Source organism: Sphingomonas sp. Sphisp66, assembly GCF_047324325.1.
Taxonomy (GTDB): Bacteria; Pseudomonadota; Alphaproteobacteria; order Sphingomonadales; family Sphingomonadaceae; genus Sphingomonas.
This window is the reverse complement of record NZ_CP168508.1, coordinates 4,774,483-4,793,763: the sequence shown is the minus strand read 5'-3', so window position 1 is coordinate 4,793,763 and position 19,281 is coordinate 4,774,483. Positions and strand designations below refer to the sequence as shown.

The window sequence follows — 19,281 nt, the reverse complement described above, 5'->3', positions numbered from 1 at the left end:
CCTCGCCCTATCCTGCCCGCAGCGATGCGACTAGGTCCCGGGCATGCCCCGCCCCGACCTGCTGCTCATCTCGAACGTACCCGCTCCGCTCCGCGCCGCGCTGGCCGAGCGCTTCACCCTGCACGAAGGCGAGCCGGTGCCCGGCATCCGCGCGGTGGTGGGCGGCGGCACGGCCAGGCTCGACGCCGCGATGCTCGAGCGGCTGCCGGCGCTGGAGATCGTCGCGATCCACGGGATCGGCCATGACGACATCGATCTCGACGCGCTGCGAGCCCGCGGCGTGCGGCTGACGCTGACCCCGGACGTGCTGACCGAGGATGTCGCCGACCTTGCCATCGCGCTGATGCTGGCGGTGCAGCGCCGGGTGGTGGCGAACGATGCGCTGGTGCGTGGCGGCGGCTGGAGCGCGCCGCTCGGGCGCCGGGCGAGTGGGCGCCATATCGGCATCTTCGGGCTGGGCCGGATCGGCCATGCCATCGCGCTGCGCGCCGCGCCCTTTGCCGGCAAGCTGCTCTACAGCGCCCGCACCGAGAAGCCGGTGCCCTGGCGCTTCGTCCCCGACATTGCCGCGCTGGCCGAGGCGAGCGACGTGCTGATCCTGGCGGCGCCCGGCGGGGCAGAGACCGAGAAGATCGTCGATGCCGCGGTGCTCGACCGGCTGGGTCCCGGCGGCGTGCTGGTCAACATCGCGCGGGGCAGCCTGGTCGATGAGGCGGCGCTGGTCACGGCGCTTGTCGAGGGCCGCATCGCCGGTGCCGGGCTCGACGTGTTCGCCGAGGAGCCGAACGTGCCCGCGGCGCTGAAGGTGATGCCGCAGGTGGTGCTCGCCCCCCACCAGGGCAGCGCCACCGAGGAAGGCCGCGCCGGGATGCGCGACCTCGTCCTCGCCAATCTCGACGCGCATTTCGCGGGCCGGCCGCTGGTGACGCCGCTGATCTGACGCGCGGGCCTCAGCCATCGCCGAGTGGCCTGCTGAGATCCTCGCCGCATTGCTTGCAGCGGCGAGTGGGGAGTGCGTCGCTCCGCGTGCCGTTGGGCCTCCCGCAATTCGGGCAGGCCGATAGCAGCGAAAGCCATGCCGAGCCGGCGACTGCGCCGATCAGGGGAAAGAACACCAGAATGAGCAGCGACGACGGCAGGAGAAAGAAGCCGCAAAATGCGATCGCAAAGAAGAACAGCGGCAGCACCAGGCCCATCCAGGAGAGCTGGTACGAGCTCCACCGCTCGGTGAGATAATCTTCCAGATTCACGTCGCCGCCTTTGCGCCGCCGGCAGCGTCACCACGCTCGCCGGCCAACCGGCCTGGCAACCGAGGCGACAGGCGCTCAGTCATAATGCTCGACCGTGCCGGTGATGCTCAGCCAGTCGCACTGCCGCTCCTCGAACACCGAGACGGTGGGTGCCGGAAAACCGGGATCGGCGAAAAGGCCGACAGGAACCGCAATCGTGTCCGGTATGCCGCCGCCGACATACCAGACATTGCCGCCACAGACCGGGCAGAAGTGGAAGCTGGCCGGCGCACCGCCACTCTCCGACGCCGCAACCCATTCGGTCGACCGGCCGGAGATCGTCACCTGGTCCGCGGGAAAGCGCGCCTGCACCGCAAAGGCCGAACCGCTGCGCTGCTTGCAGTTGAGGCAGTGGCAGACCGAGATTCGCACCGGCTCGCCCGCGCATTCGGCCCGGAGCTGGCCGCAGCGGCAGGAGGCGGTGCGGGTCGTCACTTCGCCGCCTTGCGCAGCGCGAGGCGCACCAGCGCGTCGAGCGTCGCGCCCGTGCCCAGTTCGTCGGCGGCGGCATTGACCGCGGCGCTGGCCTCGGCCGGCTTGAAGCCGAGATTGAGCATCGCCGACACCGCATCCTGCGCCGCGCCGCTCGCCGGGGCCGCGCCGGGGGCACCGCTGCCCAGCGCCACGCCGCCGGCCTTGTCCTTCAGCTCGTTGACGATGCGCTGGGCGAGCTTGGGCCCGACGCCGTTGGCCCGGGCGATCATCGCCGCATCGGCACGGGCGACGGCGGTCTGCACTTCCTCCGGCGAGAGGATCGAGAGGATCGCCAGCGCCACCTTGGCGCCGACGCCCTGCACGCTGGTGAGATGGCGGAACCAGTCCCGCTCCGCCGCCGTGGCGAAGCCCATCAGCCGGATCGAATCCTCGCTGACCAGCATCTCGGTGTGCAGGGTGGCGAACTCGCCGACCGCGCCGAGCGCCGCAAGGGTGCGGGCCGAGGCGCCAGCGAGATAGCCGACGCCGTTGACGTCGATCACCACGCTGTCGATCCCGGTCGCTTCGATACGGCCCTTCAGATGCGCGATCATGCCGTTCGCCTCCGCCGTTCGACCGCCCGGTTGGGCAAAAATGTTGAATCTCTTGAATCCCCACGCATGCGCGGGCGAGGCAAGATCGAGGGTCGAGGGATATGCCGGCTCACGACCGGTACATAAGCGGAACAGTCGGACGTAGGAAAGCGAAATCCCACCGCGGGCTCTGGCGGAACGCCCTTGGGCGCACCAATTCGCGGCTGAGGGAATTGGGGGATATTCGATGACCGTCGTATTGCTCGGGCTCTGGGGCATGCTGCTGCTGGCGCAAGGCACGCCGGTGGGTCAGTGGATGCGGCGGGTGCTGGTCGAATGGCCGGCGGCGCGTCTGGCGCGGATCCGGCGCGGGGCGGTGATCGTCTGGGCGCTGCTAGGCCTGATCGGGCTGTTGTGCTTTTGGTTCCTCGAGGAGGACGGGCTGCGGCTGTTCACCATGGCGCTGCCCGAGATCGCCGGCTGGCTCTCGATGATGGAAGCGGGCGCGCTGGTCGAGGCGCTTGCTGTGAGCGTGGCGGCGGCATCGACGCTGCGGCTGGGCGCGGTACGCGGGTGGGTGACGGCGCGAGTGCCGCTCGGGCGGCGGGCGACACGGGCGCGGCGGGCGCGGCCGGTGGAGCGGGAAGCCTCGAACGATGACGAGGATGGAGTTGCGTTCGCGTTGGCTGCCTGAACTCCCCTCCCTGGAAGGGAGGGGTCGGGGGTGGGTGGATTGCTCGCGATACGGAACCGGCGCGCTTGCCCCAACAGTATCGCCAAGCCTCTACCCACCCCTAGCCCCTCCCTTCCAGGGAGGGGAACTTGCTAGCGCAGCCCCAGCCGCGCGCTGGCGAGGTGATGGGCGTGGCAGATCGCCACGGCGAGTGCGTCGGCGGCGTCGGGACCGTCGATCTTCACGCCGGGCAGCAGCCGCGAGACCATCGCATGGACCTGCTCCTTGTCGGCATTGCCGACACCGACCACCGACTTCTTGACCGTGCTCGGCTTGTACTCGCCGACATCGATGCCGGTCCGCGCGGCCGCGCACAGCACCACCCCGCGCGCCTGGCCGAGCTTGAGCGTCGACTGGGCGTTGGAATTGACGAACACCTCCTCGACCGCGGCGGCCTGCGGCGCGTGATCGGCGATCAGCGCGGCGAGCATGGCGTCGAGATGGGCGAGGCGGCGCGGGAGCGGCGCCTGGGTGTCGGTCTTCAGCTTGCCGTTGGCGAGGTGCGACAGGCGATTGCCCTCGGCCCGGATCAACCCCCAGCCGGTGGTGCCCAGGCCGGGATCGAGGCCGAGGATGATCATTGTTCGCGGGTTCCGGGCTTGAGGATAGGCCCCACCCCAACCCCTCCCCCGAGGGGAGAGGCTTGGATTGAGGCGCGCTTGGCCCCTTCCCTTCAGGGGAGGGGTTGGGGTGGGGCATGCCGGACCAGCGATCGGATCGCTCAGCAAGGACGCTCGCGATCGAAGCCATGACCCCGTCCAGATTGTCCCAGACTTCGTGATTGGTGAAACGCAGCGTCTGAAATCCCTTGGCGGCCAGCCACCTGTCACGGCGCTCATCATACGGCGCATCCTGGGTATCGCCGTCAACTTCCACGACCAGTCCTTTCGACGGGCAGAAAAAGTCGCAGATGTAGGGAAAGATCACATGCTGTCGGCGAAATTTATGGCCGAGCTGGGAATTGGAGAGATGGCGCCAGACCCGTACTTCGAGTTCCGTCGGGTTACGGCGCATCTCATACGCTCTGTCGAGAAGTTCGCGCTCGGTTACCACTGCCCCACCCCAACCCCTCCCCTGAAGGGGAGGGGCTTTTAGCGTAGCAGCTTAACCCAGCTTCTCCATCACCGCGTCCGAGACTTCGTAATTGCCCCAGACGGTCTGGACGTCGTCATCGTCGTCGAGCGCATCGATCAGCTTGAACAGCTTGGTCGCGTCTTCCTCATTGACGTCGACCATGGTCTGCGGGCGCCAGGCGAGCTTGGCGCCTTCGGCCTCGCCGAGCACCGGCTCCAATGCCTTGGCGACTTCATGGAGGTCGCCCTGGGCGGTCCAGATCTCATGGCCGTCCTCGGAGCTGGTCACATCCTCGGCGCCGGCCTCGAGCGCGGCTTCGAACACCTTCTCGGCGTCGCCGACCTTGGCCGGATAGTTGATCAGGCCCATCCGGTCGAAGCCATGGCTCACCGAACCGGCCGTGCCGAGATTGCCGCCATTCTTCGAGACCGCGGTGCGCACATTGGTCGCCGTGCGGTTGCGGTTGTCGGTCAGCGCCTCGATGATCAGCGAGACGCCGCCCGGGCCGAAGCCTTCGTAGCGGATCTCTTCGTAATTCTCGCCGTCGCCCTTACTCGCCTTGTCGATCGAGCGCTGGATATTGTCCTTGGGCATCGACTGCGCCTTAGCCGCGGCGATCGCGGCGCGCAGGCGCGGGTTCATGTCGGGATCGGGCAAGCCCATCTTGGCGGCGACGGTGATTTCGCGGCTGAGCTTGGAGAACATGCTCGAGCGCTTCTTATCCTGCGCGCCCTTGCGGTGCATGATGTTCTTGAATTTGGAATGGCCTGCCATTGCGCTTCTCTTGAATTTGGTCGCGCGGCTTTAGGCCAGGCGCGGGGGGATGGGCAATGCTTGCCCCGAATATCGTCACCCCGGCCAGATACGTCATCCCGGCGAAAGCCGGGATCTCGTGCCACAGGCCGTTCGCTTGCCGCCTGAGATCCCGGCTTTCGCCGGGATGACGTCAACGTCAGATGCCCAGCGCCTGCTTGTAGGTCTCGAGCAGCATCTCCGCCTCGTCGCGGTGGTGCTTCTCCATCTTCCGCAGGCGGACGATGTTGCGCATCGTCTTCACGTCGAAGCCGGTCGACTTGGCTTCGGCATAGACATCCTTGATGTCGTCGGCGATGCCCTTCTTCTCTTCCTCGAGGCGCTCGATCCGCTCGATGAAAAGGCGCAGCTGCTCGGCGGAAATCGAATCGGACAAAGGAAAGCTCCTGGAAGAATCTGTTCGGAAAGGGGCGCGATTATCGGAGCGCGCGGCGCCGCTCAACCCCCAACGCCGCCACGCCACGCAGACTCACCAGTCGATTGCCCCGGCGAGCACGTGCCGCTATCCCCGAGCCATGCCGCTTTTCCGCCGAATCCCGCTTCTCGCCGCCCTGACGCTCGCCCTGATGCCCGCCGCCGTTTCGGCCCAGACCCGGCCGACGCCGCCGGTCCAGCTTCCGCCGGCGATGCGGGTGCCCGCCCCCGCGACGATCCGCCCCGGCCCGATCCCAATCGAGAAGCAGCCCTTCGCCGCCGAGATCGCCGCGTTCGAGGCGCGCGACAAGGTGGCCAAGCCGGTGAAGGGCGGGGTGCTGTTCCTCGGCAGCTCGAGCATCCGGATGTGGACCGACCTGGCGAAGGATTTCCCGGGCCACAACGTGATCAACCGCGGCTTCGGCGGATCGACCATCCCGGACAGCGTCCGCTATGTCGACCGGATCGTCACGCCCTATGCGCCGAAAACGGTGGTCTTCTATGCCGGGGACAACGACCTGGAGGCAGGGCACACGCCCGACGAGGTCTTCGCCGACTTCCAGGCGCTGGTCGCCAAGATCCGGCTGCGCCTGCCGCAGACGCGCATCCTGTTCGTGTCGATCAAGCCGAGCCTGTCGCGCTGGCGGCTGATCGACGGCATCCGCGCGACCAACACGCTGGTGCGCGATTACACCGCAACCGACCCGCTGCTCGGCTATGTCGACATCGTGCCGGGGATGACGGGCCCGGACGGCAGGCCCCGCCCCGAGCTGTTCCTCGGCGACGGGCTGCACATGACCCGCGCGGGCTATGACGTGTGGCGCGCAGCGGTGGGCAGGGCGATGAAGTGGAAGCTGCCGCCGGCGCCTCCGGCGAAGACGCCGGCCAAGCCCAGACCGGCGATCAGCGGCCCGGTTCGGTCATCGAAGGCGGGTCACTAGCCGGAAAGCTCTCGTCGAGCGCCTCGTCCAGCTCGTCATCGAGCAGCTGGTTCTTCTTCAGGCTCTCTTCCATCCGTGCCAGCTGCTCGGGCGTGGCCTCGCCCTGGTGCTGCGCCTTCCACTCGGAGAAGGGCATGTCGTAGATGATGCGGCGCGCCTCGTCCTTGGCGATTCCGGGGTCCGCCTCGACGATCCAGTCGGCCAGGCAGTTGCGGCAAAAGCCCGCCAGGCCCATCAGATCGATGTTCTGCGCATCGGTGCGATGGCGGAGGTGACGGACGAGCGTGCGGAACGCTTTGGCGGCCGTAGCGTCGTCCAGTTTGTCGAGATCGTCCATTTATCACACCTCAGCGGTTGATCCTCCGCGATATGAGGCTAGAGCCAGCCGGGCACAAGCCGAGGATATGACAACGATGACAAAGGCAATCAGCCCCCGCACGCGCAAGGTCCGCATCCTCGCAACGCTCGGTCCGGCCAGCGCGACGCCCGAGATGATCGCGAAGCTGTTCGAGGCCGGCGCCGACGCGTTCCGCATCAACATGAGCCATGGCGACCAGGCATCGAAGGTCCCGCTGTTCGCAGCGATCCGCGGCCTGGAGAAGAAGTACGGCCGCCCGACCACGATCCTGGCCGACCTTCAGGGCCCGAAGCTGCGCGTCGGCAAGTTCGCCGACGGCAAGGTCCAGCTGGTCACCGGCCATGAGTTCGTCCTTGACCGCGACAAGACGCCGGGCGACGCGACTCGCGTCGAGCTGCCGCACCGCGAGATCTTCGAGGCGGCGCATGAGGGCGCCCGCCTGCTGCTCGACGACGGCAAGCTGGTGCTGCGCGTGCTCTCGGCTGCGCCCGACCGGATGACGACGATCATCGAGGTCGGCGGCACGCTTTCGAACAACAAGGGCCTGAACGTGCCCGACATGGTGCTGCCGCTCGCAGCACTCACCGAGAAGGACCGCAGCGACCTCGCCTTCGCGGTCGAGCAGGGTGCGGACTGGATCGCGCTCTCGTTCGTCCAGCGCCCCGAGGACCTGATGGAGGCCCGCCGCCTGATCGGCGGCAAGGCAGCCCTGCTCGCCAAGATCGAGAAGCCCTCGGCCATCGCCCGCCTCGACGAGATCGTCGAGCAGTGCGACGGCGTGATGGTCGCCCGCGGCGACCTGGGCGTCGAGCTGCCGCCGCAGACCGTGCCGCCGATGCAGAAGCGTATCGTCGAGACCGCCCGCCGCATGGGCCGCCCGGTGATCGTCGCCACCCAGATGCTCGAATCGATGATCGAATCGCCGTCGCCGACGCGCGCCGAGGTCTCCGACGTCGCGACCGCAGTCTATGACGGCGCCGATGCGATCATGCTCTCGGCCGAGAGCGCCGCGGGCAAGTGGCCGGTCGAATCGGTGGCGATGATGAACTCGATCGCCGATGCGGTGGAGCGCGACCCGGCGCATGGCGACCGCGTCCACTTCACCGTGCTGCGCCCCGACCCCACCACGGCGGACGCGCTGGCCGAAGCGGCGAAGAACATCGCCCGTACCGTCTCGGCCTCGGGCATCACCTGCTTCACCACCTCGGGCTCGACCGCGCGCCGCATCGCCCGCGAGCGCCCGCCGGTGCCGATCCTGGTGCTGACCCCGCATATCGACACCGCCCGCCGGCTCGGCCTGCTCTGGGGCGTGCACGCGGTGCACACCCGCGACGTCGATTCGTTCGAGGAGATGGTCGCCAAGTCGAAGCGGATGGCGCTGCGCCATCACATCGCCGCGGCGGGCGACCGCGTCGTGCTGTGCGCCGGCGTGCCGTTCAAGACGCCGGGCTCGACCAACGTGCTGCACGTGGTGACCCTGGTCGGCGACGAGCTGAAGAACCACCCGGGCAAGGAAGGCCCGGACGCGATCTGATTCGCTTGATTCCCCTCCCTGCAAGGGAGGGGCCAGGGGTGGTGGATGTACGCGTTACGGCGCCGTCGAGCGCTGGGGTTCCCGTATCGCCAGGAACCTACCCACCCCCTGCCCCTCCCTTGCAGGGAGGGGAGTTCAGAAGATGCCCAGCGCTTCCAGATCCGCGCGCAGCTTCGCCGCATCGGTGAACAGCAGCCCGTGCAGCCCCGCATCATTGGCCGCAGCGACATTGTCCTCGCGATCGTCGACGAACACCGCGTCCGGCCCCTCCAGGCCGAATCGGGCAAGCGCCAGCGCGTAGATTGCGGGATCGGGCTTCACCAGCTTCTCGTCGCCCGAGACGACGATATCCTGGAAGCGATCGAACAAGGCCGATTCGCGGTTGCGGAATTGCGGCCAGAACTCGCCCGAGAAATTGGTGATCGCAAACAGCGGCACGCCCGATTCGTCGAGCTGCGTGACCAGCGCCGTCATGCCCGGCAGCGCATGCGGGATCTGCTCGTCGAACCGCGGACCCCAGAGCGCGATCATCTCGGCGAACTCGGGGTGCGCGGCAGCCAGCTCCGCCGAGGTCTCGGCAAAGGGACGGCCAGCATCGTGCTGGAAATGCCACGCCTTGGTGGCGACGCTGCCTAGAAACGCGTCGAGCGCCCGATCGTCACCGATCAGGCGCTCGTACAAGAACCGCGGATTCCAGTCGTAGAGGACGTTGCCGACGTCGAAGATGACGGCCGACGGGGCCTCCACGCGCAGGATCAGCCCTGGCGGGCCTTGAACCGCTTCTGGGTCTTGTTGATGACGTAGATGCGCCCGCGACGACGGATCACGCGGTTGTCGCGATGCCGATCCTTGAGCGACTTCAATGAATTCACGATCTTCATGACCGATTCGCTTCTCAATTATGGAATGCCGGAAAGAGGGGCTCGCCTAGTGACCGATCCCCGCCAAGTCAAGGCAGGAGTCGCCCTGTCGCCGTGCGGAACCGACTCGACCTGATCCGTGTTGGAGGGCAAACGGGAGACGTTCCGTTCGCGAAACAGGAGTTCGTCGCGTGAAGAAGCCGCTCAGCATCGCTCTGCTCGTCGCGCTGGGGGCCTGCGCTCCCACCTATCGCCCCCAGCCGATCGACGTCACCCGCTATCATCTGGGTGCGCCGATGGAGCGCACCACGGTGGCGGTCGAGCCGATGGCCAACACCGATTCGTTCGGGCCCGAATATGCGGCCTATTCGGATGCGGTCCGCGCCGAGCTGGAGCGACTCGGCTATGTCCAGTCCGTGAGCAGCACGCCTTCGGGCTATATCGCCGCGGTCGCTTTCCGCCGCACCTCCAAGGGCGCCTTCAAGGAGCCGCCGCCCGTCACCATCGGCGTCGGCGGCGGCAGCTTCAGCGGCGGGCGCCGCGGCGGCGTGGGCGTCGGCGGCGATGTCGGCTTCGGCATCGGCGGCAAGGTGCGCGAGCTCTACCAGACCGAGCTGTGGGTGCAGCTGCGCCGCCGCAGCGACAACACCACCGTGTGGGAAGGCCGCGCCCAGAGCGGCAGCGTGAGCGGCACCGATCCGGATCAGCCGTCCGTCGCCGCCGCGCGCATGGCCAAGGCGCTGTTCAAGGACTTCCCCGGCGAGTCCGGCATCACTATCACGGTGAAATGACCATCCAGATCAATTCCGGCTTCGACTCCGGCAACATCCGCCTCGTCGGCATCGAGGGCGACCGCGTCGACCTCGAGATCGTCACCGATCACCTGTCCGACTTCTACCAGTGGTTCCATTTCCGCGTGGCGGGCGCGAAGGGGCGGACGCTCACCTTCCGCCTGCTGAATGCGGGCGGGGCTGCCTATGCATTCGGCTGGCCGGGCTACAAGGCGCGCTGGTCGACCGACCGCGAGGCGTGGCGCACCGCCGATTCGTCCTATGCCGACGGCGTGCTGACCTTCACCAAGACGATCGACACCGACCTGGTGTGGTTCGCCTATTTCGCGCCCTATTCGATGGAGAGGCACCACGACCTGGTCAGCCGCATCGCGCTGCAGCCCGGCGTGTCGCACCGCGAGCTGGGCAAGACGCTCGACGGCCAGCCGCTGGACCTGCTGACACTCGGCACCGGCCCCAAGACCGTGTGGATCTATGCGCGCCAGCATCCGGGCGAGAGCATGGCCGAGTGGTGGGCCGAAGGCGCGCTCGAGTATCTGACGGATCCGACCAACCAGACCGCCCTCGCCCTGCGCGAGAAGGCCGTGTTCCACATCGTGCCGAACATGAATCCGGACGGCTCGCGCCGCGGCCATCTGCGCACCAACGCCGCGGGCATCAACCTCAACCGCGAATGGCATGCGCCGACGATGGAGAAGAGCCCCGAGGTGTTCCTCGTCAAGGCGGCGATGGACGAGACCGGCTGCGACTTCGCGATCGACGTCCATGGCGACGAGGCGATCCCGGCCAACTTCCTCGCCGGCTTCGAGGGCATCCCCTCCTGGACCGACGAACAGGGCGAGAAATTCTACGAATATGCGCGCCGCCTCGCCAACGCGACGCCCGACTTCCAGCTGGACCTGGGTTATGAGAAATCGGCCCCGGGCCAGGCCAATCTCTCCATGTCGACCAACCAGCTCGCCGAGCGCTTCGGCGCGGTGTCGATGACGCTGGAGATGCCGTTCAAGGATCACGAGGCCAACGCCGATCCGGAGTTCGCCTGGTCGCCCGCCCGCTGCAAGACGCTGGCGCATAGCTGTCTTGAGACTTTGGCAGGATTTATCGACCAGGTCTGAGGCAAGCCGCGATTTCGGGGAGGGGAATCGATGTCCGTTGCAATGATGCTGGCGCTCGCCCTTGGGCAGGCGGCGCCGGCCCGCGATCAGCCGATGATCTTCTTCTACCTCGAACCGGCGGAGGGCGATCCCGCCCTGCTGCGCGGCGCGCTGCCCCAGGAGATCGTCAGCTGGGCGTCCGCGGCGGACTATCCCGCCGCCGCGCTCGCCGCCGGGGAACGGGGCGAGGCGCGCGCGGCGGTGCGTGTCGATGCATCGGGCGCGATGGTCGATTGCGTGCCCGATCCCTCCCCCACGCCCTTTGCCGGCGTGATCTGCCCGGTACTCAAGCGCAGCGCGCGGTTCCGCTACGCGCTCGACCGCAGCGGCAGGCCGGTGGCCGACCGGATCGCGCTGCGCCTGCGCTTCGAGCCAAGGCAGCTGCCCCCGGCGCCGCCCGCTTTGGGGTGGCAGGACGGGACCAGCCTGGAGCTGCTCGAGAACCGGCAGAGCATGTCGCTGACGCGCGAGCCGGACTGGGCGGGCTTCGCGCCCGCGTCGGCGGGCAAGGGCGATGTCGCGGTGAGCCTGTTCGCCTATAATTTCCGCCCGGACGGCAGCCACCAGCTGGTCTGCAACGTGCTGGGCGTCCGCCAGGACACTGTGCTGGAGGACGCCACCTGCCGTGCGCTCGCCTCGGCCGGCTTCAGGCCCGTCGGCGCGGAGCGGACCGGCAGGATGACGTTGCTGGTCCGCTGGAAAGGCAGGAAGGCCGGCGTCGAGCTTCCGAAGCGCGCGCGCGGCACGCCGCTGGGCTTCGTCGTGGCCACGCGGAATCGGCGACCGGGCCTGAGCGGCACGGTCCGGGTCGACCTGCGCTTCCCGGCGGAGGGCAGGCAGCCGATCTGCCGGGTCACCGGATCGTCGGGCAGCGATGCGACCGATATCGCCGCATGCCAATATTTCGAAAGCCAGCCCTATCTGCCGCCGGTCGATATCTTCGGCCGCAAGGTCGAAGGCAGGCAGCAAACCTCGTTGAGCTTCTATTCATGACCAAAATTCGCGAAGGCGGGCTCGACGATGCCCGGGTCCGGGCGCTGCTCGAGCAGCATTTCGCCGGGATGCTGGCCAATTCGCCCAAGGACAGCTGCCATTTCCTCGACCTGTCCGGCCTGGCCGGACCCGACGTGACCTTCTGGAGCGTGTGGGACGGCGAGGATCTGCTCGGCTGCGGGGCGCTGCGCCAGCTCGATCCGGAGCATGGCGAGATCAAGTCGATGCGCACGGCCTCCGAGCATCTGCGCCGCGGTACCGGCGCCAGGCTGGTCGGGCACATCCTGACCGCCGCCCGTTCGCGGGGCTACAAACGAGTGAGCCTGGAGACCGGATCGGGCGAAGCCTTCGACGCCGCCCATGCGCTCTACCGCCAGTTCGGCTTCACCGAATGCGGGCCGTTCGGCGACTATCGCGAGGATCCGTTCAGCCGGTTCCTGTCGCGGGTGGTCTAGGGGATAATGCTATCGGGCCCTCAGTTCCCCGGCGAAAGCCGGGGCCCAGGGTCACAAGCGATCCGGCAGAGAAACCCTGGGCCCCGGCTTTCGCCGGGGATCAGGGATGCCTGCAATGTAGGATTTCGCGTGTCGGCCCTTCCCCTGCGGGAAGGGGATCAGTGCATCACCAGCTGGGCGACCGGCAGGGCGGGGGTGACATAGGCCATGCGCTCGGCCTCGATCGCCTCGATGTGCGACAGGCGGTTGTGGAGCGCGCTGGGATCGGGAAGCAGCGAGACCTGCTTGGCGGCAGCGATGCTGCGGCGCGGGCGGGCCGGCGGCATGGCGCGGCGGGCGTCGTCGGCCATCATCTCGAAGCGCGGCGTCTCGGCGGCGATCTCGGTGAGCAGCTTGGTCGCCTGCTTGGTGATCTGGCGGATACGCTCCTTGGTCACGCCGGTGTCGTTCGAGACTTCGTCGAGCGTGGCGCTGTCGAACAGGCGGCGCTCGACGATCTGGCGATCGCGGATCAGCTTGGCCTCGAGCTGCTCGAGGGCGACCGGGTCGACCGTCTTGAACGGGCCTTCGCGGCGGACCGGGGCATCGGCCTTCTTGGCGCGGGGACGGCGGCGGAGCGCCTCGACACCGACCTTGCGGAGCTGGTCGACATAGGCGTCGATGAGCTCGGAGACGGCCCCCTCGGCGAGATAGTCGGAAGCCGCGGCCTCGGTGCGGGCCAGGGCATATTCGTCCTCGATCATTGCCTCGGGGCTGATCTCGTCGCCGTCGGGCGAGGTGGCGAGGGCGCTGAGCGAGACGGTGGTCGCCTCGACCTTCTTCGCCGACGGGCGCTGATCGGTCATCAGGCGGAAGCGCAGGCTCTGCAGTTCGCCGCGGATCTGCCAGTTCACGAAGGTGGTGAACTGCGCCTTGGTGGGGTCATAGCCTTCGATCGCGCGGTGGACGGCGATGGCGCAGACCTGCTCGGCATCTTCCCAATGGGCGGTCAGGCCGTACTGGCGGACGAAGTGGCGGATGCGCGGGGCGATCAGCTTGAGGATCTGGGCGAAGGCACGATCGACGGTGACGCGCTGGCGGTTGGTCTGCGGCACATCCTTCGGCGTGTTCTCGAGGACGATGGCAACGGCGGCTTCGAGCGCGATCGTGGTCTTCGACATGTCTGCAATCCCCTGCTTCTGCAGCCGCTCGGCTGCTGTCGTGAGGGGTTTATGAACGGCGACTCAGGCGACGAATATTCGGCGGGAACCCTTATGGTAGTCGCACCTTACGGATGAATCCGGGGCCGGGCGGGATACGATTCGTTAACCATCCCGCGCGACTCGCGGACTCCTCTCAGGCGAAGACCTCTTCGAGGAAATTGGTCATCGCCTGCCAGCTGCGGCGATCGGCCCTGGGCTCGTAGACCACGCCGGGAATAGTGGAGGTCTTGCGGTCCTGATCGGTGAAGGCGTGGCCGGCATGGCCATAGGCATGGATCTGCCAGTCGGCGCCCGACTCGGTCAGCTCCTGCGCCAGCGCCACGGTCTTTTCGGGCGGGGCGACCGGGTCTTCCCAGCCATGGCAGACCAGCAACTTCGCCCGAATCGGATCGGCATTGGCATAGTCGGGCCGGTCATAGACGCCGTGGAACGATACGCCGCCGAGGATCGGCAGGCCGCTGCGCGCCATGTCGAGCACGCATTTGCCGCCGAAGCAGAAGCCGATCGCGGCGAGCTTGCCCGAATCGACCGGACCGAAGCCGGCCAGCGCGTCGAGCGCCGCCGACAGCCGGTCGCGCAGCAGCCCGCGATCGGCGTTGAGCGCGTCCATATATTCGCTGCGGTTGGGCGATGTGTGCGTTACCCGCTTTCCCTGGCCATAGATGTCCGCCGCCAGCGCAACATAGCCGAGCTTGGCCAGGTTCTCGGCATGGACGTTGTCCGCCTCCTTCTGGCCGAGGATGTTGGGGAGGACGAGCACGCCCGGGCGGGCGGTGGTCACTTCGTCCTCATAGGCGATCACGCCCTCGAACGGGCCGCCGGGGCCCTGGTACACCAGAGTCTGTCGAACGATCGCCATCGCCTGTCTCCCTTGTCCCGCTCGCTCCTGCCGCTAAGGACGCTCGCAACCGGTTGCAAGGAGTTCGCATGCCCAAGCTCGTCCTGATCCGCCATGGCCAGTCGGCCTGGAACCTCGAGAATCGCTTCACCGGCTGGTGGGACGTCGACCTGACCGAGCAGGGCGTGCAGGAAGCGCGCGACGCCGGCACGCTGATGAAGGACAAGGGGCTCGACTTCGACCTGTGCTTCACCAGCTTCCAGAGCCGCGCGATCAAGACGCTGCACCTGGCGCTCGAATCGATGGGCCGGCTGTGGCTGCCCGAGGAGAAGAGCTGGAAGCTCAACGAGCGCCACTATGGCGGCCTGACCGGGCTCAACAAGGCCGAAACCGCGGCGCTGCACGGCGACGAGCAGGTGAAGATCTGGCGCCGCAGCTTCGACGTGCCGCCGCCGCTCCCCGAGGAAGGCTCGCCCTGGGACCTCGCCAAGGACACCCGCTATCACGGCGTGGCGATCCCGCAGACCGAATCGCTCAAGGACACGATCGCCCGCGTGCTGCCCTATTGGGAAGAGACGATCGCCCCCGAGCTCAAGGCCGGCAAGCGCGTGCTGATCGCCGCGCACGGCAATTCGCTGCGCGCGCTGGTCAAGCATCTGTCGGGCATTCCCGACGACGAGATCGTCAGCCTCGAGATCCCGACCGGCCAGCCGATCGTCTATGAGCTGGACGACCAGCTCAACGCGCTCGACCGCTACTATCTCAACGAGCGGTGAGATGCGCGGCGCGGCCCTGATCGCCGCGCTCGCACTGATGGGGTGCGGGCGTGATCCCTTCGCCGACGCGCAGCGCGCGATCGACGACGGCTCCGCCCGTGCCGCCATCCAGAAGCAGCTGGACGGCTATCGCCAATGCGCCGGGCTGCTGAACGGCTTCCTGCCGCTCGACATCCCTGTCGACAAGGGCGCGGCGGCGCCGCCGGGTGTGGCGGCGCTGGTCGAGCTCGGGCTGATCCGCCCGGCGACGGCGGGCTACGAGCCGACCACGCTTGCCAGGTCCTCGCTCAAGGTGCGCGACATCGGGGCGGACAAGAAGCCGGTCGAGCTCTGCTATGGCCGGCGCGTGGTCACCGGGCTGAAGATGAAGCCCCGAGACCCGACCGATACCACCCCGCAGCTGCTCTATCGCTTCCGCATCGTCGATGCGCCGGCCTGGGCCCGCGATCCGCGCATCACCCGCAGTTTCGCCGGCATGCCCGAAGCACTGGCCCGCGAGCATGTCGCGCGCGATCTGGTGCTGTACAACGACGGCAAGTGGGCGATCGGCGAGAGCGGGATCGAGCCGTATCTCCACGACATCGCACTGGACCGCCAATATTTCGCGCCCTGCCCGCTGGCGGAAGGGGAGAAGGTGCATGGCTGCCAGGAGGCAGAGGGCGGGCGGTGACCTTCCGCTTCCCCTCCCTGGAAGGGAGGGGATCGAGGGGTGGGTCGCGTCCGGGCGATACTGCTGCGACGAACCAACCGGCGCCATCTCGCGTACATCCACCCACCCCCAGCCCCTCCCTTTCAGGGAGGGGAGTGAAGGGTGTTGCCCTCTCCCGCCCTTCCCTCTAGTCAGCCCGCTTCCAACAGCATGGGGCAAGACGTGGCACCTCTGGTCGGCATCATCATGGGCAGTACTTCCGACTGGGAGACGATGCACCACGCCGCCAAGATCCTCGAAAAGCTCGGCGTGGCGCACGAGACCAAGGTCGTCTCGGCGCACCGCACCCCGCAGCGGCTCTACGACTATGCGACCGGCGCCGCGGAGCGCGGGCTCAAGGTGATCATCGCCGGGGCCGGCGGCGCGGCGCATCTGCCCGGCATGGCCGCTTCGATGACCCATCTGCCGGTGCTCGGCGTGCCGGTCGAATCCAAGGCCCTGAAGGGCATGGACAGCCTGCTCTCCATCGCCCAGATGCCCGGGGGCATCCCCGTCGGCACGCTGGCGATCGGCAAGGCGGGCGCGATCAATGCCGGACTGCTCGCCGCCGCGATCCTGGCGACGTCGGACGAAGCGCTGAGCGAGCGTCTCCAGGCCTGGCGCGCGGCACAGACCGAGAGCGTGGCGACCGACCCCGAATGAGCGACATCCTGCCCCCCGGATCGACGATCGGCATCCTCGGCGGAGGGCAGCTTGGCCGCATGCTCGCCGTCGCCGCGGCGCAGCTCGGCTATCGCACCCATGTGCTGGCGCCCGACGAGGAGAGCGTCGCCGCGCAGACCGCGTCGAGCTACACCCGCGCCGACTATCACAGCCGCATCGTCCTCGACGAGCTCGCCGCCCAGTGCGACGTGGTCACGTATGAGTTCGAGAATATCGCGATCGGGCCGGTCGAGCATCTCGCGAACAAGGTGCCGGTGCGCCCCGGCGCGCAGAGCCTGTCGATCGCGCAGGACCGGGCGCGCGAAAAGGCGTTCGTAGCAGCCTTGGGAGGCCGCACCGCGCCCTGGGCGCTGGTCGAGACGCGCGAGCAGCTCGACGAGGCCATCGCCAAGATCGGCGCACCGTCGATCCTGAAGACGCTGCGGCTCGGCTATGACGGCAAGGGCCAGGTGCGCATCCGCGACGTGGTCGAGGCAGCTTCGGCCTGGGAGGAGATCGGGGAGCGTCCCGCGATCCTCGAAGGCTTCGTGACGTTCAGCCACGAATTCTCGATCATCACGGTGCGCGGCGTCGATGGCAGCCTTGCAAGCTATCCGCCGCCCTGGAACGAGCACAAGGACGGCATCCTCGACAAGTCGACCGTTCCCGCCCCCGCCGAGATCGCCCGCCACTGGACCGAAGCCGCCGCGCTCGCCGGCCGGGTGGCCGAGGCGCTGGGCCATGTCGGCGTGCTGACCCTGGAATTCTTCGCGACCGACGAAGGCCCGGTATTCAACGAGATGGCGCCGCGCGTGCACAACTCCGGGCACTGGACCATCGAAGGCGCCGAATGCTCGCAGTTCGAGAACCATATCCGCGCGATCTGCGGGCTGCCGCTCGGCTCGACGACGCTGACCGGCACGCGGGTGGAGATGGAGAACCTGATCGGCGACCAGGCGGACCGCTGGGCCGAGCTGCTTGCCGAGCCGGGCACGCACCTGCACCTCTATGGCAAGGGCGATGCCCGGCCCGGGCGCAAGATGGGGCATGTCACGCGGGTGAAGCGGGGCTGATTCTTCCCCTCCCTGGATGGGAGGGGATCGAGGGGTGGGTCGCGTCCTGGCGATACTGACGCCCAAGGCACCCATACCATCCGTCTCGTGTACATCCGCCCACCCCCAGCCCCTCCCTTCCAGGGAGGGGAGTCGGAGCTCAGTGCGCCTTCTTCCTCGGCACCAGGTGCAGCGCCCCGGCGATGACCGAACCCACGATCAGCCCGCAGATGCCCGCGCCGATCGCGCCGACCAGCCACTCCACGAAGCCCTGGGCGAAGGGCACGGCATGGCCCGCCACTTCGGCGAGATGATGGACGAAGTGCGGGATCGCACCCAAATGGAACACCTCCAGCCCGTGCAGCAGGATGCCGCCGCCGACCCAGACCATCGCCGCCACGCCGATATGCGACAGCGCCTGGAGCAGCACCGGCATCGCCTTGACGAGGAACTCGCCGGTCCGCTTGGCACTGGCCGAGGGGCGCTTGCTCAGGTGCAGGCCGATATCGTCCATCTTCACGATCAGCGCGACCACGCCGTAGACGCCTATGGTGATCGCCACCGCCACCGCGGCCAGCGCCGCGGCACGCATGCCGAGCGAGGCATCGGGCAGCTCGGCCAGCGCGATCGCCATGATCTCGGCCGAGAGGATGAAATCGGTGCGCACCGCGCCGGCGACCTGGCGCTTCTCCAGCTCGGCCGGGGTGTCGATCTCGGCGACTTCCTCCTCGGCATGATGGCCGGCCAGTGCCTCGAGGATTTTCTCGGCCGCCTCGAAGCAGAGGTAGGAACCGCCCAGCATCAGCAGCGGCGTGACCGCCCAAGGCGCGAAAGCGCTGAGCAGCAGTGCGACCGGCAGGATGAAGAGCAGCTTGTTGCGCAACGAGCCGAGCGTGATCTTCCAGATGATCGGCAGCTCGCGGTCCGGCGTCAGGCCGACGACATAGCGCGGGGTGACCGCGGCATCGTCGATCACCACGCCCGCCGCCTTGGTCCCCGCCCGGCCCGCGGCACCCGCCACGTCATCGAGCGAAGCCGCCGCCAGCTTGGCGAGTGCGGCAACGTCATCCAGCAATGCAACCAGGCCGCCTGCCATGTGATCCCCTTTTGTGAATTGTGGTTCAGCACATAGCGGAGTGGCTCCCCTATGAAAGCCCCTCCCCTTCAGGGGAGGGGTTGGGGTGGGGCCTGTCCGCAGACGGTAGTCTCGGTGAGACACCTTCCCCACCCCAAACCCCTCCCCTGAAGGGGAGGGGCTTAGTAGCCCCCCAAAACAAAACGCCCGCCCCGCGCGATGCGGGACGGGCGCTTTATTTGCTCGAAAGCTATGCGCTCAGGCGCGCGTGCCGGTCAGCGGGAAGGCGCCGAACGCACCCGCGGTGACGGTGCCGGTGATCGTGTCGCCATCGACGGTCGCCTCGCCGGTCAGCGTCATCGGCATGGGGACCGAGACGTCCATCGACCAGGTCAGCGTGTCGCCATTCACCTTGCCGTCCTTGGCTTCGGCATTGCCCATCGCGCCGGCGAAGGTGCCGGTGAAGGTATCGCCGTTGCTGGTCACGGTGAACACCGCCGCCTGGTCACCGAGCGGCGACTTCACGACCGTGTTCCAGCTGCCATCCACATTCGCCATGAGAGCTCTCCTG

The 19,281-nt window shown here is 67.9% G+C and carries 25 protein-coding genes and 1 pseudogene; 12 read left to right on the top strand and 14 right to left on the bottom strand.

The window, feature by feature from the left end; genetic code table 11:
* Positions 1-43: 43 nt before the first annotated feature.
* Positions 44-940, top strand: a complete 897-nt coding sequence (locus ACEN8G_RS22110; protein ID WP_413415204.1) for a 2-hydroxyacid dehydrogenase — start codon at positions 44-46, stop codon at positions 938-940.
* Positions 941-950: 10 nt separating this feature from the next.
* On the opposite strand, the gene ACEN8G_RS22105 is transcribed toward ACEN8G_RS22110, so the two are convergent.
* From ACEN8G_RS22105 to ruvA, 3 genes are all read right to left on the bottom strand, one after another.
* Entirely contained in the window at positions 951-1,250 is a 300-nt protein-coding gene (locus tag ACEN8G_RS22105) for a hypothetical protein (protein WP_413415206.1), read from the bottom strand.
* A gap of 75 nt (positions 1,251-1,325) precedes the next feature.
* Entirely contained in the window at positions 1,326-1,724 is a 399-nt protein-coding gene (locus ACEN8G_RS22100; protein WP_413415208.1) for a GFA family protein, read from the bottom strand.
* A complete protein-coding gene (gene ruvA, locus ACEN8G_RS22095; protein WP_413415209.1) occupies positions 1,721-2,317 on the bottom strand; it encodes a Holliday junction branch migration protein RuvA in 597 nt (198 codons plus the stop codon). Before ruvA ends, ACEN8G_RS22100 begins: the two co-directional genes overlap by 4 nt.
* Positions 2,318-2,543: 226 nt before the next feature.
* Here ruvA and ACEN8G_RS22090 point away from each other — a divergent pair, with 226 nt between their 5' ends.
* Positions 2,544-2,990 carry a hypothetical protein gene (locus ACEN8G_RS22090; RefSeq protein ID WP_413415210.1) on the top strand — a complete coding sequence of 149 codons (447 nt, stop codon included), beginning with the start codon at positions 2,544-2,546 and terminating at the stop codon, positions 2,988-2,990.
* Between the two features lie 131 nt (positions 2,991-3,121).
* Here the strand turns inward: ACEN8G_RS22090 and ruvC are convergent, their stop codons facing one another.
* From ruvC to ACEN8G_RS22070, 4 genes and pseudogenes are all read right to left on the bottom strand, one after another.
* Positions 3,122-3,610, bottom strand: a complete 489-nt coding sequence (gene ruvC / locus ACEN8G_RS22085) for a crossover junction endodeoxyribonuclease RuvC (RefSeq protein ID WP_413419444.1) — start codon at positions 3,608-3,610, stop codon at positions 3,122-3,124.
* Positions 3,611-3,815: 205 nt separating this feature from the next.
* Positions 3,816-4,043, bottom strand: a pseudogene (locus ACEN8G_RS22080) (endonuclease domain-containing protein); the annotation flags it as partial.
* Between the two features lie 90 nt (positions 4,044-4,133).
* Entirely contained in the window at positions 4,134-4,877 is a 744-nt protein-coding gene (locus ACEN8G_RS22075) for a YebC/PmpR family DNA-binding transcriptional regulator (RefSeq protein ID WP_413418396.1), read from the bottom strand.
* Positions 4,878-5,055: 178 nt separating this feature from the next.
* A complete protein-coding gene (locus tag ACEN8G_RS22070; RefSeq protein WP_183999475.1) occupies positions 5,056-5,292 on the bottom strand; it encodes a DUF2312 domain-containing protein in 237 nt (78 codons plus the stop codon).
* A gap of 139 nt (positions 5,293-5,431) precedes the next feature.
* Here ACEN8G_RS22070 and ACEN8G_RS22065 point away from each other — a divergent pair, with 139 nt between their 5' ends.
* The gene (locus tag ACEN8G_RS22065; protein WP_413418398.1) at positions 5,432-6,271 is read left to right on the top strand and encodes an SGNH/GDSL hydrolase family protein; all 840 of its coding nucleotides are present in this window, start codon (positions 5,432-5,434) and stop codon (positions 6,269-6,271) included.
* Here the strand turns inward: ACEN8G_RS22065 and ACEN8G_RS22060 are convergent.
* Positions 6,234-6,608, bottom strand: coding sequence for a DUF1244 domain-containing protein (locus tag ACEN8G_RS22060; RefSeq protein WP_413418400.1), 375 nt, complete (start codon positions 6,606-6,608; stop codon positions 6,234-6,236). The genes ACEN8G_RS22065 and ACEN8G_RS22060 overlap by 38 nt on opposite strands.
* 76 nt (positions 6,609-6,684) lie before the next feature.
* Between ACEN8G_RS22060 and pyk the strand changes: the two genes are divergently transcribed.
* Positions 6,685-8,163, top strand: coding sequence for a pyruvate kinase (gene pyk / locus ACEN8G_RS22055; protein ID WP_413418402.1), 1,479 nt, complete (start codon positions 6,685-6,687; stop codon positions 8,161-8,163).
* Between the two features lie 135 nt (positions 8,164-8,298).
* Here pyk and ACEN8G_RS22050 read toward each other — a convergent pair whose 3' ends face one another.
* Both ACEN8G_RS22050 and ykgO read right to left on the bottom strand, forming a co-directional pair.
* On the bottom strand, positions 8,299-8,910 hold the full coding sequence (locus tag ACEN8G_RS22050) for an HAD family hydrolase (RefSeq protein WP_413418404.1): 612 nt from the start codon (positions 8,908-8,910) through the stop codon (positions 8,299-8,301).
* 8 nt (positions 8,911-8,918) lie between these two features.
* The gene (gene ykgO / locus ACEN8G_RS22045; RefSeq protein WP_086130464.1) at positions 8,919-9,044 is read right to left on the bottom strand and encodes a type B 50S ribosomal protein L36; all 126 of its coding nucleotides are present in this window, start codon (positions 9,042-9,044) and stop codon (positions 8,919-8,921) included.
* Between the two features lie 170 nt (positions 9,045-9,214).
* Between ykgO and ACEN8G_RS22040 the strand changes: the two genes are divergently transcribed.
* Genes ACEN8G_RS22040 through ACEN8G_RS22025 form a run of 4 tightly spaced genes read left to right on the top strand, consistent with a single transcriptional unit; the run spans position 9,215 to position 12,416 of the window.
* A complete protein-coding gene (locus ACEN8G_RS22040) occupies positions 9,215-9,814 on the top strand; it encodes a DUF4136 domain-containing protein (protein WP_413418407.1) in 600 nt (199 codons plus the stop codon).
* Positions 9,811-10,929, top strand: coding sequence for a M14-type cytosolic carboxypeptidase (locus tag ACEN8G_RS22035; RefSeq protein WP_413418409.1), 1,119 nt, complete (start codon positions 9,811-9,813; stop codon positions 10,927-10,929). Before ACEN8G_RS22040 ends, ACEN8G_RS22035 begins: the two co-directional genes overlap by 4 nt.
* A 30-nt stretch (positions 10,930-10,959) precedes the next feature.
* Positions 10,960-11,961: a hypothetical protein gene (locus ACEN8G_RS22030; protein ID WP_413418411.1), complete on the top strand. Its 1,002-nt coding sequence runs from the start codon at positions 10,960-10,962 to the stop codon at positions 11,959-11,961.
* On the top strand, positions 11,958-12,416 hold the full coding sequence (locus ACEN8G_RS22025) for a GNAT family N-acetyltransferase (protein ID WP_413418413.1): 459 nt from the start codon (positions 11,958-11,960) through the stop codon (positions 12,414-12,416). Before ACEN8G_RS22030 ends, ACEN8G_RS22025 begins: the two co-directional genes overlap by 4 nt.
* A gap of 158 nt (positions 12,417-12,574) precedes the next feature.
* On the opposite strand, the gene ACEN8G_RS22020 is transcribed toward ACEN8G_RS22025, so the two are convergent.
* The gene (locus tag ACEN8G_RS22020) at positions 12,575-13,576 is read right to left on the bottom strand and encodes a sigma factor-like helix-turn-helix DNA-binding protein (protein ID WP_413419232.1); all 1,002 of its coding nucleotides are present in this window, start codon (positions 13,574-13,576) and stop codon (positions 12,575-12,577) included.
* Between the two features lie 175 nt (positions 13,577-13,751).
* Positions 13,752-14,477 (bottom strand): dienelactone hydrolase family protein, encoded by a 726-nt coding sequence (locus ACEN8G_RS22015; RefSeq protein WP_413419234.1) that lies wholly within the window; start codon positions 14,475-14,477, stop codon positions 13,752-13,754.
* Positions 14,478-14,545: 68 nt separating this feature from the next.
* Here ACEN8G_RS22015 and gpmA point away from each other — a divergent pair, with 68 nt between their 5' ends.
* The 4 genes from gpmA to ACEN8G_RS21995 all read left to right on the top strand — a co-directional run bounded on the left by gpmA (position 14,546) and on the right by ACEN8G_RS21995 (position 17,656).
* Positions 14,546-15,232 (top strand): 2,3-diphosphoglycerate-dependent phosphoglycerate mutase, encoded by a 687-nt coding sequence (gpmA, locus tag ACEN8G_RS22010; RefSeq protein ID WP_307116393.1) that lies wholly within the window; start codon positions 14,546-14,548, stop codon positions 15,230-15,232.
* Between the two features lies 1 nt (position 15,233).
* Complete coding sequence (locus tag ACEN8G_RS22005) at positions 15,234-15,902, top strand: hypothetical protein (protein WP_413419236.1); 669 nt, start codon at positions 15,234-15,236, stop codon at positions 15,900-15,902.
* 189 nt (positions 15,903-16,091) lie between these two features.
* Positions 16,092-16,583 carry a 5-(carboxyamino)imidazole ribonucleotide mutase gene (purE, locus tag ACEN8G_RS22000; protein WP_413419381.1) on the top strand — a complete coding sequence of 164 codons (492 nt, stop codon included), beginning with the start codon at positions 16,092-16,094 and terminating at the stop codon, positions 16,581-16,583.
* On the top strand, positions 16,580-17,656 hold the full coding sequence (locus tag ACEN8G_RS21995) for a 5-(carboxyamino)imidazole ribonucleotide synthase (RefSeq protein ID WP_413419379.1): 1,077 nt from the start codon (positions 16,580-16,582) through the stop codon (positions 17,654-17,656). The genes purE and ACEN8G_RS21995 overlap by 4 nt, the downstream gene beginning before the upstream one ends.
* A 139-nt stretch (positions 17,657-17,795) precedes the next feature.
* Here the strand turns inward: ACEN8G_RS21995 and ACEN8G_RS21990 are convergent, their stop codons facing one another.
* Together ACEN8G_RS21990 and ACEN8G_RS21985 are read right to left on the bottom strand one after the other, a co-directional pair.
* Positions 17,796-18,731: a DUF808 domain-containing protein gene (locus ACEN8G_RS21990; RefSeq protein WP_413419430.1), complete on the bottom strand. Its 936-nt coding sequence runs from the start codon at positions 18,729-18,731 to the stop codon at positions 17,796-17,798.
* A 237-nt stretch (positions 18,732-18,968) separates the two neighbouring features.
* The gene (locus tag ACEN8G_RS21985; RefSeq protein ID WP_307116398.1) at positions 18,969-19,268 is read right to left on the bottom strand and encodes a hypothetical protein; all 300 of its coding nucleotides are present in this window, start codon (positions 19,266-19,268) and stop codon (positions 18,969-18,971) included.
* Positions 19,269-19,281: the final 13 nt, after the last annotated feature.